The organism is Achromobacter sp. T5-5 (genome assembly GCF_055397965.1).
The window spans coordinates 4,316,985-4,333,948 of sequence record NZ_AP027919.1; the positions used below are offsets into that span (position 1 = coordinate 4,316,985).

Genomic DNA, 16,964 nt, shown 5'->3' on the forward strand with positions numbered 1-16,964 from the left:
ACGTTTGGGCGCGGGAGGTCGGCGCGCTAGCGTCGGCGCAGGAAATGCACGCAGCGCCCCTCGGCCTCTTGCTGCGCGACCAGCGTGTTGCCAGTCTGGCGGGCAAAGGCCTGGAAATCGCGGATGGCATTACGGTCGGTAGTGATGACGCGCACCACCTGTCCGCTTTCCATCTGCGCAAGCGCCTTCTTTGCCCGCAGAATGGGCAAGGGACAGGTCAGGCCGCTGGCATCGACCTCTTGCTCGAAGGCCGGCGCCTGGGCGCCGGCATCGAGGCTGGAATCGCCGTCGCTCATCAGAGGCGCTCGTCCACCCACTTCTGCACCCCGGCGATGGCCGCGGGGAGCGCGGCGATGTCCGTGCCGCCGCCCATGGCCATGTCGGGACGGCCGCCACCCTTGCCGCCCACCTGGCCGGCGACAAAGCCCACCAGATCACCGGCCTTGATGCGGTCGGTCAGGTCGGCCGTGACGCCACCCACGACACTGATCTTGCCATCGGCAGAACCGGTGGCCAGCAGCACGACAGCGGGCTTCAGGCGGTCTTTCAGGTTGTCGACCATGCCGCGCAGCGCCTTGGGATCGACGTCGCCGATGCTGGCCGCCAGGACCTTGATGCCCTTGACGTCGACAGCGGCGCTTGACGCCAGATCGTTGCCGGCGCTGGCAGCGAGCTTGTTGCGCGATTGCTCCAGTTCCTTTTCGAGCGTCTTGACCTGATCCTGCACCTGCGCGATGCGCGCGGGCAGATCGGCGGGCGTGCTGCGCAGCATGCCGGCGACCTGGGTCAGCAAGGCGTTCTGGTTCTGCACCCAGGCGAGCGCGTTATCGCCGGTGATGGCTTCGATGCGACGTACGCCCGCTGCGACGCCGCCTTCGGAGACGATCTTGAACAGGCCGATGTCGCCGGTGCGGCTGACGTGCGTGCCGCCGCAGAGTTCACGCGAAAAGCCGATATCGAGGACGCGGACCGTATCGCCGTATTTTTCGCCGAACAGCGCCATGGCGCCGCCCTTGACCGCGTCGTCATAGCCCATGACCTGGGCAACGGTGGGCTGGTTGGCCAGGACTTCGGCGTTGACGATGGCTTCGACGCGAGCGATCTGCTCGGCCGTCAGCGGCGCGTCCTGCGCAAAGTCGAAACGGGTCTTGTCGGGATCGACGAGCGAGCCGCGCTGTTGCACGTGCGCGCCCAGGACCTGGCGCAGGGCCTTGTGCATGAGGTGCGTGGCCGAGTGGTTGCGCACCGTGCGGGCGCGGCGCACGGCGTCCACGCGCGCCAGCAGCGTATCGCCGACCGACAGCGATCCGGATTCCAGCACGCCATGGTGGCCGGACACGCCAGCCTGGATTTTCAGGGTGTCGGCGACGGCAAAACGCACGCCATCGGCTTGCAGGAGACCGGTGTCGCCCACCTGGCCGCCGGACTCCGCGTAGAACGGGGTGGCGTCCAGCACGACGACCGCGCTCTGGCCGGCCTGCACTTGCTGGACCTGCGTGCCATCCACGTACAGGGCCGTGACCTTGACGTTGTCCAGTTCAAGTTTTTCGTAGCCTTCGAAGCGCGTCTCGGCGCCTTCGTAGCTGAGGCCTTCGGCCATCTTGAACTTGCCGGCGGCTCGGGCCTGGTCGCGCTGGCGCTCCATGGCGACTTCGAAGCCAGCCATGTCGACCTCGACTTCACGTTCGCGGCAGATGTCGGCGGTGAGGTCGACCGGGAAGCCATAGGTGTCGTAAAGCGTGAACAGCGTGGTGCCGTCCAGCACGCCGCCCTTGGGCACGTTGGCCAGGGCGGTGTCCAGGATGCGCATGCCGTGTTCGAGGGTTTCGCCGAAGCGCTCTTCTTCCTGCTTGAGCACCTGGGCCACGCGCTCAGCCGCGGCGGCCAGCTCCGGATAGGCCTCGCCCATTTCGGCGACGAGATCCGGCACCAGGCGATGGAAGAAAGGCTTGGTCTGGCCCAGCTTGTAGCCGTGGCGCAGGGCGCGGCGGACGATGCGGCGCAGCACGTAGCCCCGGCCTTCGTTGCTGGGGATCACGCCGTCGACGATGAGGAACGAGCAGGCGCGGATGTGGTCGGCGATGACCTTGAGCGAGTTGTCTTCCAGATCCTTGATGCCGGTTTCGCGCGCGGCGGCCGCAATGAGGTGCTGGAAGAGGTCGATTTCGTAGTTGGAATGCACGCCCTGCAGCACGGCGGCGATGCGCTCGAGACCCATGCCGGTATCGACACAGGGACGCGGCAGGCGCGGCATGTTGCCCGCGGCATCGCGTTCGAACTGCATGAACACGAGGTTCCAGATTTCGATGTAGCGGTCGCCGTCTTCTTCGGGGGATCCCGGAGGGCCGCCCCAGATCTCGGGGCCGTGGTCAAAGAAGATTTCCGAGCACGGACCGCAGGGGCCGGTGTCCGCCATCTGCCAGAAGTTGTCGGAGGCGTAGCGCGCGCCCTTGTTGTCGCCGATGCGGATGATGCGCTCGGTCGGCACGCCGACTTCCTTGGCCCAGATGTCATAGGCCTCGTCGTCTTCCTGGTAGACCGTGACCCAGAGCTTTTCCGCCGGCAGCTTGTAGACCTGCGTCAGCAGCTCCCATGCGTACTGGATGGCATCGCGCTTGAAGTAGTCGCCAAAGCTGAAATTGCCCAGCATTTCGAAGAACGTATGGTGGCGGGCGGTATAGCCCACGTTCTCCAGGTCATTGTGCTTGCCCCCGGCGCGCACGCTGCGCTGCGACGAGGTTGCACGCGTGTACGACCGCGATTCCTTGCCCGTGAAGACGTCCTTGAACTGGACCATGCCCGAATTGGTGAAGAGCAGGGTCGGGTCGTTGCCGGGGACGAGCGACGACGAAGGGACGATGGTGTGTCCCTTGGACTTGAAGAATTGCAGGAACTGCTGGCGAATCTCGGAGGATTTCATCGTGGATGAAGCAGAATTTAGGGCGAATCGCCAATTATAGAGGGTTGGCGGGAATACGCGGGAACGGGTTGGGGCAGGCTTAGCGGACGCAGACATAGCCGGTGGTCCAGCCTTCGGTTTCCGTCCATTTGCCGCCCGCCGACACAATGACGCCTGCGTAGCCTTCGGGGCACGAGCATTGGCCCGTGCGGGGATTGGCCGTGGAGACGCCCGTGTAATGAAAGCAGCCCAAGGGGTAATTGATGCTGAAGGCGCCGCCGAAGCCCCCGCTCGCCTGCATCCAGGCGCCCGACTCGCAGGAGAGCAGTTGGCCGACGGCGGACGTGGCCAGCGCCCCCGGTTGCGCGCCGCAGGCATGTCCGGGAACCTCCCGCGCACCCACGGTGACGTGGCCGCCCGCATCGAGATCGCCCGCCACGGACAGCTTGCCTTGCAGGTCCGGGTCGCGGGTGTCGCGCAGCTTGACGTAGCCGCTCAGATCGGGCTGTCCGCTGCCCGCCCCCGCCCACAAGGCCAGGGTGCCGGGTGCGTAGGTGGGCGCCCCGGCGGCCGGGGGATTGGGAAAACTGTACGCGGCGCCCCGGAGCTGCGCGGGCGCTTGCGGCCACACCGCCCCGCCGTAGCCCCCCGCCGCCTCGAGGACGGCGGCCATGGCAAGAGGGTCCGGAACTTGCGTCCCCTTTTTCAGCAAGGGCTTGTCGGCATAGACGACGCCGTCCAGGCGACACGGCTCGCCCGGACAGGTCGGACCGCGCCAGATCCGGATATCGGCGCCGAAACCCAGGGCCGACTGGTCGGGGAAATCGGCAGGCAGGTGACCCTGGCCGCGCAGTTCGGCCAGGGTGGGCCGCAAGGCGTCCCCGAACAACGGCCGGCCCTGGCCGTCCGCGGGCGCATCGCCCTTGGACAGCGCGTCAGCATGCCGCGACAGCACGCCGGCCACCGCCAGTCGAATCTGGGTCATCCATACGCCTGTGGATCGCGCCGCGGACGCCTCGATGCCGTGGACGACTTCGTTGGAGGCCCAAATGGCGACTACGGTGGTGATGGCCAGGGCCACGACCATCCCGACCAGGGAAAAGCCCGGCTGGGTCCCGGGGCTGCCGGCCCGGCACCAGTGGCGCCCCGGGACGCCTGAGCTGCGCAGGGGCGCGCTCATCTTGCGGTAAACACGAATGTGTTCACGTCGCCCTGGCTGCACTGCGCCTGGGCCTGCGCGGCGCGATAAGGCGTGGCGGGCTGGGCGATCGAGTCCTTGACGACCTTGGCGCCGCTGCTCCCGGTGATGGAGATGATTTCCGACACCCGCTGCAGCACGGAAGCCAGCGCCGGGCATGCCGCATGGCTGACGCTGGTGAGGGTGAGCGTGAACGCGGAGCCCATGCCCGCGCCATCGACGGCCGCGGGCTCGACCTCGACGGTGCCGCTGCCGCCGGTTCCGCTGCCTCCCAGGCCGTGCGCCACGCTGGCCGCCGCGCCCGTTCCCTGCACGGCAAGCACCGTCGAATCGCGCAGTGCGTTGGCCAGGGCGCCGGTATCGAGGCCGACATAGGGCGTCACGCCGCCGCCCTGCGCATTGATCTTCATGCTGGCGATGAATCGTTGCAGTTCTTCGCCGACTTTGGGCACCTTGTTCTCGATGACGTAACCGCCGATGGCGGGGATGCCGACGATGGCGATGAGCAGGACGATGGCGGTGACGATGGACACTTCCATCAACGAAAACCCTTGCTGGCGCGCGGCGCCGAATCGAGACTTCCCGATTTCTTTCATGACTACCCTCTTTGAATAAAGCGCGCAGCGCGAGCCGCGCCGTTGTCGCCAACCCGTGATGCCCTACTGGCTGGCATAGAAATTCGTCAATGCCTGGCGTAGCTGGTCTATCACCGCGTAATGCCAGAGCGTGATGCCCAGCACCGTGGCGAGCGACGAGATCAGCAATGACCAGCGCAACACGAGCGCCTGTCGCCGCACCCGCGCCAGGAGCCGCGACTCGACGCGCAGGCGCACGCGAGCCAGGCCGGGCTCCACGCCCAATGCGTCCATCATGTCGGCCATGTACCACCAGGTTTCGGGGTCCAGCAGCCCGGTGCCGAATATTTCGGCGCCGCTGGCGCCCGCGTCGATGCGGCTCAGCATGGCCTGCAGATGGGCGTGCAGCCACGGCGGCGCGTCCCGCCCCTGCACCGCCAGCGCGCGACGCAACCGTGTGTCGGCCGTGCCGTGCTGCCTGATGAGCACCGCAAGCAACGACAGGAAGCGGATCGCCTGAAAATCGCGGTACAGCCGCCAGAGCAGCCAGCGGTCGAGCACGGCACGGAAATCGCCCGTGAGATTGGCCAGCGACCACAGGACCAGCAAGACGGCGCCGAAGATCAGGACAACCCATAGCGCGAGCCATTGCTTCAGCCCGCTGGCCAGCGCGAAGAGCGCGCGGGTCAGCGGCGCGTAGTCTTCGGCCGGCACGACCTGGAAAACCTGCTGCAGTCGGGGAACGCTGAAGAACGGGATGGCGCACAGCAAGGCGAAGGCCACGATGGCCGCGACCACGCCGGTGGCGGCTGCCGACACCAATGCCCCCCAGGCCTCGGACGCCAGCCTGACGGCGCGGGCCAGATCCCGCAATGCCGCGGCCAGGTCGCCGCCCTCTTCCTGTACGCAGCTCAGCAACTGGCATTCGTTGTGCGGCAGCGTTTCCGACCACGCCACACCCAGATCGCCGCCAGCGTCGAGATAGGCGACCGCCCAGTGCTGGCAGAGACGGCCGCGCACCGTGTCAGGCCCGTAGCGGCGCGCGTCGTCCTCGAAAATGTCGCGCAGGCTCTTGCGCCCCTGCGTGCCTTCGACGACGTCGGCGAGGTAGTCGTAGTAGTCGGCGCGCTGCGCGCGAAAGCGCAGCGCGTCCCAGCGCAGCCGATGCTGGCCGCCGAAACGCGGCAACCAGGGGGAGGCATGCGGCGCGAGGTCAGGCATGGCGGCCTCCCCCGGGCGCCGCCGCATGTAGGTCCGCGTGGCTCAAAGAAGCACCGATGCGTGGCGCGACGGGCAGTTCGAATCTGCGCAAGAGCGTGCGCGGATCGATATCGCCGAGACTGACCCGGTACACGGCGCAATCGAGCGCCCGCACGCCGTGCGCGGCGGCGTCGCGCCAGGCCGTGCCCGTTGCCGGCTGAAATTGCTGCTTCAGCCCCAGGTTGTCGCGCCGTCGCACCAGATCAAGAAAGCCCTGCGCCCGCTCGGGTTCGATCATCTCGGCGGCGACGCAGCGGCCCGACGTGCCGTTGAGTTCCGGCATGTGAGGGCGCCGGCAATAGGAACAGCCGGCCGCGTTGCGGACCTTGAGCGCATTGGCGTCCAGGCCGAACGCCGCTTGCAGGCCGTGCACCCAGCCGCGCCAGTCCCATCCGCCCGCCTGCTGCGCGGCGCCGCGAGACCACAGGCTGTCGACCGGCAAGGCGCAGCCCTCGCAAAGCCTTGGCAGCAGCGTCTGATACACGAGCAGCTTCAGGATGCCGGGCGACGCGAGGAATTCGCGCGAGACGCCGATCGCATCGGAAGCCAGCCGCTCGGGGATCATCGCGGCCGAAGCGGCGTGCGTCGTCGCATACAGGCTGACGCCCGAACTGGCGAGGTCCATAAAGGCGCGGCCGGTCTGGGTGTCGCGGATTTCGCCGATCAGCAGGTCATTCATGGCGGACCGCTTGATAGTCTTGAGCTTGGCGTCCAGCGTGGGCCAGGCCGAATCCGCGAGCGCCCCCGACAGCGTGTTCTGCAGCGCATTGCCGATGTGGTATTCCACCGGGTCTTCAAGCGTGATGACCTTGCGCGTCGGCGCGATGCCGCGCATCAATGCGGCGATGGTGGTGGACTTGCCTGAGCCGACCACGCCCGCCAGCACGATCGCCCCGCCCTCGCGCTCGCGCGCCCGCAACAGGGTTTCGGCTTGCCCTGGCAGGTAGCCCAGCGCCTGCAGGTCGCCATTGACGGTGGCGTCCAGGCGCAGGATGCGCAGGCAGACCGAGGGTCCCGCATCAGCGGCCAGCGAGGCCCAGCGCAACACGATGGGCGCCGAGTCGACGTCCAGCGAAATACGACCCTGTTGCTCGACCGCCGGATCGAACACGGCGCCGTTTCCGCCGCGCACGTCCATCCATGCCACAGCCAGGACTTCGAGCAAGGTGGCGCTGGACAGGCCGGCGAACCGATCGGTGCCGACATATTCGCCGTGAATGGTGTAGCGGATTTCTCCCGTGTCGCGCCGCTGGTCGACGTTGATGTGGACATCGCTGGCGCCCTGCATGACGCCCCAGCGGACGATGTCGAGAAACAAGGCCGCCAGCGCCGAGGCGCGCTCGGCCTGATTGGCGCGGGCCAGGCGCCCCGGTCCCGACGGCACGAACTGGCCGCGCGCGATCATCAGCAGGAGCGGCGCGGGAAGCATGTAGCGCGCGGGCTGCGCAAGGCGGTACCCCGCCGCCCTGACCATGCGTTCGACCTCGTCGATCTGGTCGCCCACGGTGTATTCCTTCACGGCGAAGATCGCGGCCTCGCCGCCTTCGAGCAGGACCGGGCACAGCCGGCCGGCAAGCGAGGCCAGGTCGAACTGGCGGCCCAGCGCGCGGACGAATGCCGGATCCAGGCTCGCGACGTCTTCGGGCGTGTGCAGCTCGGGGACGCGCTCGCCCGCCCCGGCGGGAAGCTGGGTTTGGGTCGTCATGGCCGCGGGCCTCGCGCTTCCAGGCATGCGGTCTGGTCGCGGCCGTCTCGATGCAGGCGCACGCAGGCGCCATCGATGGCCAGCAGCCGATACGGCTCCAACGCGGCGCTTCCCGCCACGGGATCGGCGCGCCCCGCCCGGTAACGCAGCAGCGACCCGTTGACGACAATGTCGACGTTTAGGCTGCGCGCCGTGCCGAATATCGCGGCCACCCGGATGTCGTCGCGCAAGCGCGCAGGCGCGGGCCGCTCGGACGCCATGTCGGCTGCGTCGCCCGCGGCGCAGATGCCCGGCACGCGACAAGCCGCCAGCGCGGAGGCGGCATCCGCGCGCAACAGCGTGCGCACGGTTTCGGCTTCCGGCCAGGGCTGCGGGTCCGTTGCCGCGGCCGACCCGGCCTGCGATGGTGCCGGCGAGGCTGCCGCGGCGTTCAACGTCAGCCCGATGACGAGACCGAAGAGTGTCCGTCCGACAACGCGGCGGCGATCGAAGCGATGTTTAGTCCATTTCATAGAGATCTCCCTGCAATTCGGCGACGAGCGCGCTGGCCGCCAGACTCGGCCGCGCCTGCGGCTGCACGTCCACCACGAGGCGCGACCAGCGGACCGCGGAGACGGGGCCGGGCATCAGCGCCATGGAGCGCAAAGGCCCGTGCAGCACGAGGCTGCGCCGCCGGATCGCGGGCATGTCCGGCGCCGCTGCGCCGGCTTGTGTGCCAGAGGCACGCCCCGCCGCCGGCACGCCCGGCATCCGGGGCACGAGCGGCGTGGACGGCGACAACGTCACGGAAGCGAACGCCGGCCGCAGCCCTTGCAGCCCGCCGGCCACCCGCGTGTCGACCTGCAAAGCGGTAGGCAGCGTCATGTCGGCCAGCCGGATCGGGGCCGACGCCACTTGCCACGCCAGCGTGGCTTCCTCGAGCGGTTTGAACAACACCTGCCAACCGGCGGGGCGCAAGGCGTAAAGACCGTCATTGGTGGCGAGCGGATGGGCCCTGGCGTACACGGCGGTGCAGTTCCAATGCAGGGGTCCGGCTTCGCACTGGGCGCGGCGCAAGGCCCAGCCCTGCACCTGCACGGGCAGCGCGGCCACCCCGGCCAGCAGGCGCATGAGGCCCGCGGCCGGATGCAGGGTCGTACCGCGCAGCATGGCGTGGTACGCATCGACCACCGGGTCCCGGACCTGAACCGGCTCGGGCCGGACGGCCTCTTTGCGCCAGAGCGGCTTGACGGTGGCGTTCCACACAAAGGGCGCCCCGGCGGCCAACCCGAGGCAGGCAAGAAAGAGACGCAACGCGACGGGCAGTTCGGCCCAGCGCGAGGGCAAGGCCGTCAACGCCGCGCCCGGTTCCACGGCCTGCGCCAACGCGGTCCAGACCTGGTCGGCGGGGTGCTCCTGCAAGGAAGGACGTTGCGCGATCAACGCGAGCCGTTCCTGCTGCGCGTCGTCGAACGAACCGAACACCCGGTCCGTCTGCGACAGGACCGCGCCGCCCTGCGCGGCCACCAGCCAATGCCGCCCATCCGGCAAGCGGACCAGGCTATGGCCGCCCTGCGGGTACAGCAAGGCAAACAACTGCGCGGCAGACTGCAAAGGCGCCGCGTCCCCGCCCTGCGCGCGACGGCCCCGGCGCAGGCCAGGACGCGCGCGCCCATAACCGGCCACCATCGCGGGGGACCCGCCCACCACGTAATGCGTTGCCCGCAGGCGACGCCCGCGTGAACGCGCCAGCCTGGGGACGTTGGAGCCGATCAGCGCGAACCAGCGCAGGCCGAACGCCAGCATCCGCTCCGAGCCTGGGCATTCGATCAGCAGGAAGTGGGGAGCGCGGTTCACGTTCAGTACCCTTCCTCGACCTGGGCCGTTACGAGGACCAGGGTCGTCAGGCGCTCGGAGGCGGCGCTGTCCATGCCGCCGGCAAGCAGGGGCATGCCGGGCGCGAGCCGTTGGTGATCATGCTGGTCCTGCTTGCGATCAAAGCCCGCGACGATCATGGGCTGCCCCGGGCGCAGCTCGATCTGCTGCACGGTGCCGCTGCCGTCGATGGTGATCTGCTGCACCTGGACCTGGTTGGCGTTTTCTCCGAAGGTGATGGTCTTCAGGGGTTGCGCGACCGCGTTGTCATAGGCGATGGACAAGAGGATCTGTCCGTCTTCCTGGATGTCCGGCACCAGCGTCAGGAACGAGCCGACGGTTTCCTCTTTCTGGCTGATGGATACGGCGGGCAGCGAACCGTTCGCGCCCGTGGACGTCATGCCCGGGACGGCGGTGCTCTGCACCCGATCGATGTACGAAAACGTGGTCCTGACCGCATGGGTGACCGGACGGCGGTTCAGGGTGAGGACCGGAATCTTGCTGTGCCGCACGACCGCCCCCATGGCGCTGAGCGCCGATACGATGGCCTGCGAGCCCTGGAACGGCCCCGTGCCGGCCGCCGCCTGCAACAGCCCGGCGCCGGTGGCGGGCGTGCCGGGCACGGCGAGCCGCGCCGTGGCGCCCGCGGCCGCATACAGGGCGTTCCAGTCGATGCCGGCCGAGGCTTCGCTATTGGCGATGAGAGTGATTTCTTCGAAGACGAGGCGAACGCGCCGGGTCAGCGCCTTGTTTTCGCGTTCGAGATAGCGCGCGACGCGGTCCAGCGCGTCCGGCGTATCGGTGACGACCAGCGCGGCCGCGCCTTCGACGGACTCGGCGATCACGCCGGACCGGGTGAGGAACGGCAGGATGTTCGCGCGCAGGATGGCCAGCGCGTTGTGCTCGCCCGCCGACAGCGTGGTGTTGGAGGTGCTTTCGAAGCCCTCGCCTTCCGCGCTGCCCGACCGGCCCAGGCGCACGTCGACCTTGCTGGCCAGCGTCAGGGCCCGCAGGTCGAAGACGCGCGTTTCGGTCCGGTAGAACTCGAGCGCATTGTGTTCGTAGCGCCAGTACACCGAAAAGCGCGCGGCCAGCGCGTCGAGCAGATCAGCGAGCGGCTGGGGATCTGCGCGCACCTCGATGCGCGCCGGCGCGGCCAGGGCGATCGACCCGCTGATGGCAAGCCGCGGCAGGAACTGATCCTGCGGCAGCAACGCGTCGGGACGCACCCGCACCGCGATGCCCGTGGCGGCGGTCAGGCGCTGGGCGAGCGTGGACAGGTCGGCGTCGTCGGCCAGCATCAGCGTGGTCTGCACGTTTTCGCGCAGCGCCGGGGGCAGCACGACCTCGCGGGCCAGCGGTTGCGGCTTGCCCGCGAGCCAGGGCGTCGATACTTCCTGCGCGGCAAGGCGCGCCTGGCGATCGGACAGGCCGTCGGCATACGCCTGATGGCGTGCGGCGACGTCGGCATGCCGGCCTTTGGCGATGCGATGCATGTCCGAGACCTGCCCGGTGACCGAGCAGCCGGCCAGTATGCCGGACAACGTGGCGAACGCTAGCAGTCTGGGGCTCATGCCGCGGCTCCTTGCGGCGTTGCCGCGCGCGAGCAGGACTGTGCCAGCGGCACGACGCGCAGCACGCGATTGCCGTAGAAACAGGGCTGCAGGGGCCGGTCGGCCAGTTCCGTGGCGCCCAGCAGTCCGCGCACCGCAGTCTTGAAGTCGCCGGAGAATTCAGCGGTGGCGGCCAGTGGAATGTCGACGTCCACGGCCCAGTGCTGGGGCTGGAACGTCCAGCCTGCCGCATCGGCCCAGCGCGCGAGCACCGCCCGCAACGTGGCGTCGGGCGGCGCCGCGCGGAACAGGGATGCCTGCGCGGCATCGGGCGCGTGCCTGGATGCGGCCTCTTTGACTGTGGCTTCGTTGACCGCAGCCTCGTTGACGGCGGCGTCCTTGACGGCGGCGTCCTTGACTGCGGCGTCCTTCTGCGTGGCGTCCTTGTCCGTGGCGGCCGGCGACTCTGCCGCAAGCGCGGCAGCCGCCGCCAGATCCGTCTGCGGGTGCGTCGGGTCGGCTGCGGCAGGCGCCGGCAATGCGGCGCCGGTCTGCGGGCCCTGCGCCGAAACGGCCGCCAGAGACGTCGCGCGCAGCGCCCTGGCGGTCAGCCGCCCGCCGCGAAACGCCAGCCCTTTCCACGCGCCAGCGACCACGACGTAGGGGTCGCGCCGCACGTACGGCAAGGCGTGTTCGCCGTCGGCGCCGAGGCCAAAGATGGCCGGCAGCGGCTGACCGGGCAGGAACTGCAGCCAGGTCTCGCGCCCATCGTCGAAGACCTGCAGGGGCGCGACGGCGGGATCGCCGGATAGCTGCCAATCAAAGCGGAAGCCTTGCGCCGACGGACGGGCCGCCTGCCAGGAGGGTGCGCCCGGGCCGGGGCCCGACCACGAGCATGCGCCGAGACAGGACAGCCCGGCCGCCAGGAAGAAGATTCGTACCATGCCTCACCGCGAGCAAAAGGCGCATCGGAAGCGACACGCATGAGCGGCATGTTGGCCGAGCGCCCGAGGCGCCGCCAGACTGGCATGTACGCATGGATGGATTCATCCACCCGGCCGACGACGCATCAACGCATCGACGGATCGGCAGGCGAAAAAAAGCCCGGTCCGAAGACCGGGCGATTTCTCTGCGTCACGCGGCGCGCGCGAAAGCGGCGCCGCGTGCGGCGTTCAGCGCTGCGCGGCGATGCTGCGCGCCTGCGAGGCGGCGTTGTTCAGCGCGGCGACGGGCGGCACCTTGCCTTCGAAGGCATCGGTGAGCTCCTTGTTCAGCACGGGCTCGATGCGCTCGTAGTTGGCCATGCGGAAGCCGCGGCTGTTGGCCACGGGCTTGGCGCTCATCGAGGCGATCAGCGTCTGCGCGCCCGGAATGCGGCTGTAGAACGACACGTCGGACGCGCGGAAGGCGGCTTCCGTCAGCGGCAGGTAGCCCGTGCGCTGATGCCATTCAGCGGCGACGACCGGCTTGGACAGCCACGCCAGGAACTGCGCCGTGGCTTTTTCCTGCGCCTGGGGATGGCCTTGCAGCGCCCACAGGGCCGAACCGCTCACGAAGGGCTTGCCGCCTTCCTTGGTGGCCTGCTCGTAGTAGGGCAAGGGAGCCACGCCGAAGGACAGCGACTTGGTGGCCAGGAACTGGCCGAACGCGCCCGAGTTGGACGTCAGCACCGCGCATTCGCCCTTGGCGAACAGCTTGTCGCTGGCGTTGTCGCCCGAGTGCGCCATGAACAGCAGCGACCGCTTCCAGCTCACCATCATCGAGATGTGGCGCATGTACAGCGTATCGAACTGCATGGCGGGCGCGACGGACTTCTTGGAAGCCGCGTCCAGGCCGTTGTTGTTGCTGGTGAACTGCTGGTTGTTGATGGGCGCCAGATTTTCGAGGTGGACCGAGACCTGGTCGCTGGACGCGTAGGGGCAATCGATGTCGGCCACGTCGCGCAGCTTCAGGAGATCGGCCTGCAAGGCGGTCCAGGTGCGGGCCGGCTTGTTGGGATCGAGGCCGGCCTTCTTGTAGGCCGCGGTGTTGTAGAACATCACCGGGACTTCGGCCATCCAGGGGAAGGCCAGGATGCGGCCCTTGCTGTCGCGCGTGAAGCTGCTGGTGGCCGGGATGAACCAGTTCAGGTCCTTGATCGGGTATTTGGCCAGCAGTTCATACAGCGGGAGGACCGCCTTGTGCTGCGCCACGACTTCCGGCGAGTGGTTGTCGGACAGTTGCAGCAGGTTCGGGCCCTTCTTGGCCTTCACCGCAGACACGGCCTCTTGTTCCAGGGCGCCCGGCGTCGCGAAACCGCGCAGCGTCACCCGGACGTCGTCCTGTTCCTTGTTGTATTGCTTGGCGAGCTTTTCGAACTCGGCCTTGTTTGCGTCGGTCAGGGTGTGCCAGACCTGGATTTCGACGGGTGCGGCGTTTGCCACGCCTGCCATCGCCATCGCGGCGCCGAACACCCATGCTCGCCGGCTGGCGAACATCGCGCGGGCAACGCCCGCCAATTGCAGTTTCTTCATAGGTTCACAGACCAAGAAAAGGGAATTCCGGTTCTGGCCGCCGTCCACTGAGCAGATCGGCCAATGCCCGGCCCGAGCCAACACCCATCGTCCAGCCAAGCGTACCGTGTCCTGTATTGATATACAAATTCGGAATGCGGCTGCGGCCGATGATGGGCACGTTCGAGGGAGTGGACGGGCGCAAGCCCGCCCAATAGCTGACGCGCTCGAAATCGAGCGCGTCGGGAAAGAGCGATCTGGCGAGGCGAGTCATGGCTTCGCAACGACCAGAATTGAGACTGCGGGAATAGCCGGACAGTTCCGCCGTGCCCGCCATGCGCAGCCGGTCGCCCAGGCGCGAGAAAACGACCTTATGGCTGCTGTCGGTGAGGCTGACGGTCGGGGTCGCATCCGGATTCAGGACCGGGAACGTGGCCGAATAACCCTTGGCCGGATACACGTTGCACGGAATGCCCAGCGGACGCAGCATCGCCGGGCTGAAGCTGCCCATGGCCACGACGTAGGCGTCGGCCGACAGGCTGGTGTAGCGGCCGTCGGGCTGAATGAGTTCCACGCCCGTGACGGCCCCGCCCTGCGTGAGCAGCCGGGTCGCGCGCGTGCTGTAGCGGAACTCGACCCCGGCACGCTCGCAGTGCTGGGCCAGCGCGACGGTAAATAGGTGCACGTCCCCGCTTTCGTCCTCGGGCGTGTAATCGCCTCCGACGATCGTGGCGCGATGCGGCGCCAGCGCGGGCTCGATGGCCACGACTTCGTCGGCGGTCACGACGCGGCGCTCGACGCCGAAGTCGCGCATCAGGCCGGCGGCGCGCTGCGAGTTTTCGAATTCGTGGGGATCGCGATAGAAATTCAGGATGCCGCGTTCAAGGTGGTCGTACTGGATGCCGAGCTCGGCGCGCATGCCGCGCAAGGTAGCGCGGCTGTACTCCGCCATGCGCACCATGGCGCGGATATTGGGGGCAAGCCGGCCGGGCATGCATTCGCGCAGGAATGCCAGGCCCCACATCCATTGCCGCCAGTCCAGTTGCGGACGGAACAGCAGCGGCGCGTCGTCGCGGAACATCCACTTGAGCAGCTTGAGCGGCGCCTGGGGATTGGCCCAGGGCTCGGCATAGGAGACGGAAATCTGCGCGCCATTGGCGAGGCTGGTTTCCTGCGCGGGACCGGTGCAGCGGTCTATGACCACGACGTCATGACCGGCCTGGCTTAGCCACCAGGCGCTGGAGATGCCGATAATGCCGCTACCCAATACCGCTACTTTCATGCCCGCATCGCTCCTTGCATGCCGGTTCTGGGGGCGGACCCGATGTCCGCGCAGCCCGGCAAGCCGCTGCCAAAGCAGTTTACCTTGCCGTTTTGCAGCCGCCTAAGTAATAAAAAAACATACGACTTACGACCCGGCCTTCGCCAGATCGGCCTCGGACGTGAAGGCGTCCGCGTAGAACTCTTCCGGCGGCAGGCCGTTCTGCGCGCTGAACTCGCGGCGCGCCGCATCGACCATCAAGGGCGTGCCGCAGGCATAGACCTGGTGGCCGGACAGGTCGGCGATGTCCTGCATGACGGCTTCGTGGACGAAGCCGGTGCGGCCAGTCCAGTTGTCTTCCTGCAGCGCGTTGGACACCACGGGCACGTAGCGGAAGTCCGGAAGCTGGGCCGCCCAGGACTGCGCCAGCGCGTCCATGTAGAGGTCTTGCGGACGGCGCCCGCCCCAGTACAGCGCGACGGGGCGGCTGATGTTCTTGTGGATCATGTGTTCCACGATGGCCTTGACCGGCGCGAAGCCCGTCCCGCTGGCCAAGAGGACGATGGGCTTGTCGCTGTCTTCGCGCAGGAAGAACGATCCGAACGGCCCTTCCAGGCGCAGGATCTCGCGTTCCTTCATCTGCGTGTCGCCGGCGCCGAACACGTGGTCGGTAAACAGGCCCCCGGGCATGTGGCGAATGTGCAGTTCAAGCGGGCTGCCGGTGTGCGGAGCGCCCGCCATCGAGTAGCTGCGGCGGCGGCCGTCCTTCAGGATGATTTCGACGTACTGCCCCGCGTAGTAGCGGAACTGCTCGGAGGCCGGCAGTTGCAGCTTGAGCACCGTGACATCCGGCGCGACGCGCTCCATGGTCTGGACGCGCGACGGCAGCTTGCGGATCTGGATGTCGCTCGCCAGCCGGACCTCGGTGGACTCGACCACCAGGTCGGACTGGGGCCGGGCCTGGCAGAACAGGGTGAAGCCGTCGGCCAGTTCTTCCGGCGACAGGATCTGCGCGGGGTACTGGCCGGCGTCGAACTCCCCGGACACCACTTTGCCCTTGCAGGTGGAGCATGCGCCATTGCGACAGCTATAGGGCAGGACGATGCCCGCCGCCAGCGCGGCGTCGAGCACGGTCTGGCCGGGCTCGACCGGGAATTGATGCTTGCTGGGTTGGATGATGACCTGGAAGCTCATGATGAAACGGTTCAGAGGCGACGAAGCGCTATCCGGCCGAGCCGGCATGGCGCTTCGCCCGGCCCGGCGTCACGCCGGGAACTTGCGGATTTCCTTGACGCGGTTGGCGTCGTCGACCAGCACCACCTGGGGCTTGTGCGTGGCCGAATCTTCTTCGGACATGGGGCCGTACGTGCAGATGATCAGCAGATCGCCCACCTGGGCCCGGCGCGCCGCCGCGCCGTTCAGCGAGATGGCGCCGCTGCCGCGCGCAGCCTTGATGATGTAAGTGTCGAAGCGTTCGCCATTCGTCACGTTGTAGAGCTCGATGCGTTCGAACTCGCGCATGCCGGCAGCGTCGAGGAGGTCTTCGTCGATGCCGCAAGATCCTTCGTAGTGAAGGTCGGCTTCCGTGACCGTGACGCGGTGCAGCTTTGCCCGCAGCATGATGCGTTGCATAAAAATATCCTGGTTTCGCGGCCCGGAACGCGAAGTGTTGCTAGGTTGATGCCCGGCATCCGGATCTGCCGTCGAAAGCCGGTATTCTATAATTTTTGCCGCAACGGGACGGCCCGTTGCTGCGCCCGGTCAAACGGCCGGCGCCTTTTCCGGGGACGACCCCATTTATGTCGGCATCTCGCCGGCATCGCAATCTTGGGAGTCGTGCATGACCTGGATAATCCTGGTATTGGCTGGCCTCTTTGAAATCGTCTGGGCGGTCGGCCTGAAATACACCAACGGATTTACCCGCCTGTGGCCGTCCGTCGTGACCGTGGCCGGCATGCTCATCAGCTTCTGGCTGCTGGCCCTGGCCATGAAAAGCCTGCCGCTGGGCACCGCCTATGCGGTGTGGGTGGGCATCGGCACGATCGGCGCTTTCGTGGCGGGCATCGTGCTCTTCGGCGAGTCGGCAAGCTGGCTGCGCATTGCCAGCGTTGCCTTCATCGTGCTGGGCCTGGTTGGCCTGAAGCTGTCCTCGCCGTGACGCGGCGCC

Annotated in this window: 15 protein-coding genes; 1 reads left to right on the forward strand and 14 read right to left on the reverse strand. The window is 67.9% G+C overall.

Going from position 1 to position 16,964, the window contains the following annotated elements; translation table 11 throughout:
- Nucleotides 1-26 precede the first annotated feature (26 nt).
- From ACZ50Q_RS19590 to panD, 14 genes are all read right to left on the reverse strand, one after another.
- Nucleotides 27-296 (reverse strand): sulfurtransferase TusA family protein, encoded by a 270-nt coding sequence (locus ACZ50Q_RS19590; protein WP_464079337.1) that lies wholly within the window; start codon nucleotides 294-296, stop codon nucleotides 27-29.
- Nucleotides 296-2,920 carry an alanine--tRNA ligase gene (alaS, locus tag ACZ50Q_RS19595; protein ID WP_464079338.1) on the reverse strand — a complete coding sequence of 875 codons (2,625 nt, stop codon included), beginning with the start codon at nucleotides 2,918-2,920 and terminating at the stop codon, nucleotides 296-298. Before alaS ends, ACZ50Q_RS19590 begins: the two co-directional genes overlap by 1 nt.
- A 79-nt stretch (nucleotides 2,921-2,999) precedes the next feature.
- Nucleotides 3,000-4,079: a prepilin gene (locus tag ACZ50Q_RS19600; RefSeq protein WP_464079339.1), complete on the reverse strand. Its 1,080-nt coding sequence runs from the start codon at nucleotides 4,077-4,079 to the stop codon at nucleotides 3,000-3,002.
- Nucleotides 4,076-4,693 carry a type 4 pilus major pilin gene (locus ACZ50Q_RS19605; RefSeq protein WP_092582244.1) on the reverse strand — a complete coding sequence of 206 codons (618 nt, stop codon included), beginning with the start codon at nucleotides 4,691-4,693 and terminating at the stop codon, nucleotides 4,076-4,078. Before ACZ50Q_RS19605 ends, ACZ50Q_RS19600 begins: the two co-directional genes overlap by 4 nt.
- 63 nt (nucleotides 4,694-4,756) lie before the next feature.
- On the reverse strand, nucleotides 4,757-5,893 hold the full coding sequence (locus ACZ50Q_RS19610; RefSeq protein ID WP_464079340.1) for a hypothetical protein: 1,137 nt from the start codon (nucleotides 5,891-5,893) through the stop codon (nucleotides 4,757-4,759).
- Nucleotides 5,886-7,637 carry an ATPase, T2SS/T4P/T4SS family gene (locus tag ACZ50Q_RS19615; protein WP_464079341.1) on the reverse strand — a complete coding sequence of 584 codons (1,752 nt, stop codon included), beginning with the start codon at nucleotides 7,635-7,637 and terminating at the stop codon, nucleotides 5,886-5,888. Before ACZ50Q_RS19615 ends, ACZ50Q_RS19610 begins: the two co-directional genes overlap by 8 nt.
- Nucleotides 7,634-8,149, reverse strand: coding sequence for a hypothetical protein (locus ACZ50Q_RS19620; RefSeq protein ID WP_464079342.1), 516 nt, complete (start codon nucleotides 8,147-8,149; stop codon nucleotides 7,634-7,636). Before ACZ50Q_RS19620 ends, ACZ50Q_RS19615 begins: the two co-directional genes overlap by 4 nt.
- Nucleotides 8,136-9,473 (reverse strand): hypothetical protein, encoded by a 1,338-nt coding sequence (locus tag ACZ50Q_RS19625; RefSeq protein ID WP_464079343.1) that lies wholly within the window; start codon nucleotides 9,471-9,473, stop codon nucleotides 8,136-8,138. The genes ACZ50Q_RS19620 and ACZ50Q_RS19625 overlap by 14 nt, the downstream gene beginning before the upstream one ends.
- Before the next feature lie 2 nt (nucleotides 9,474-9,475).
- Nucleotides 9,476-11,065: a hypothetical protein gene (locus tag ACZ50Q_RS19630; protein WP_464079344.1), complete on the reverse strand. Its 1,590-nt coding sequence runs from the start codon at nucleotides 11,063-11,065 to the stop codon at nucleotides 9,476-9,478.
- Nucleotides 11,062-11,988 carry a TrbG/VirB9 family P-type conjugative transfer protein gene (locus ACZ50Q_RS19635; RefSeq protein WP_464079345.1) on the reverse strand — a complete coding sequence of 309 codons (927 nt, stop codon included), beginning with the start codon at nucleotides 11,986-11,988 and terminating at the stop codon, nucleotides 11,062-11,064. Before ACZ50Q_RS19635 ends, ACZ50Q_RS19630 begins: the two co-directional genes overlap by 4 nt.
- Before the next feature lie 228 nt (nucleotides 11,989-12,216).
- Nucleotides 12,217-13,557 carry an extracellular solute-binding protein gene (locus tag ACZ50Q_RS19640; protein ID WP_092582248.1) on the reverse strand — a complete coding sequence of 447 codons (1,341 nt, stop codon included), beginning with the start codon at nucleotides 13,555-13,557 and terminating at the stop codon, nucleotides 12,217-12,219.
- A 4-nt stretch (nucleotides 13,558-13,561) separates the two neighbouring features.
- The gene (locus ACZ50Q_RS19645; RefSeq protein ID WP_464079346.1) at nucleotides 13,562-14,818 is read right to left on the reverse strand and encodes a D-amino acid dehydrogenase; all 1,257 of its coding nucleotides are present in this window, start codon (nucleotides 14,816-14,818) and stop codon (nucleotides 13,562-13,564) included.
- Nucleotides 14,819-14,944: 126 nt separating this feature from the next.
- Nucleotides 14,945-15,991, reverse strand: coding sequence for a CDP-6-deoxy-delta-3,4-glucoseen reductase (locus ACZ50Q_RS19650; protein ID WP_464079347.1), 1,047 nt, complete (start codon nucleotides 15,989-15,991; stop codon nucleotides 14,945-14,947).
- Nucleotides 15,992-16,060: 69 nt separating this feature from the next.
- Nucleotides 16,061-16,429, reverse strand: a complete 369-nt coding sequence (gene panD / locus ACZ50Q_RS19655) for an aspartate 1-decarboxylase (protein ID WP_050446262.1) — start codon at nucleotides 16,427-16,429, stop codon at nucleotides 16,061-16,063.
- 208 nt (nucleotides 16,430-16,637) lie between these two features.
- Here panD and sugE point away from each other — a divergent pair, with 208 nt between their 5' ends.
- Nucleotides 16,638-16,955: a quaternary ammonium compound efflux SMR transporter SugE gene (gene sugE / locus ACZ50Q_RS19660; protein ID WP_076519890.1), complete on the forward strand. Its 318-nt coding sequence runs from the start codon at nucleotides 16,638-16,640 to the stop codon at nucleotides 16,953-16,955.
- Nucleotides 16,956-16,964 lie beyond the last annotated feature (9 nt).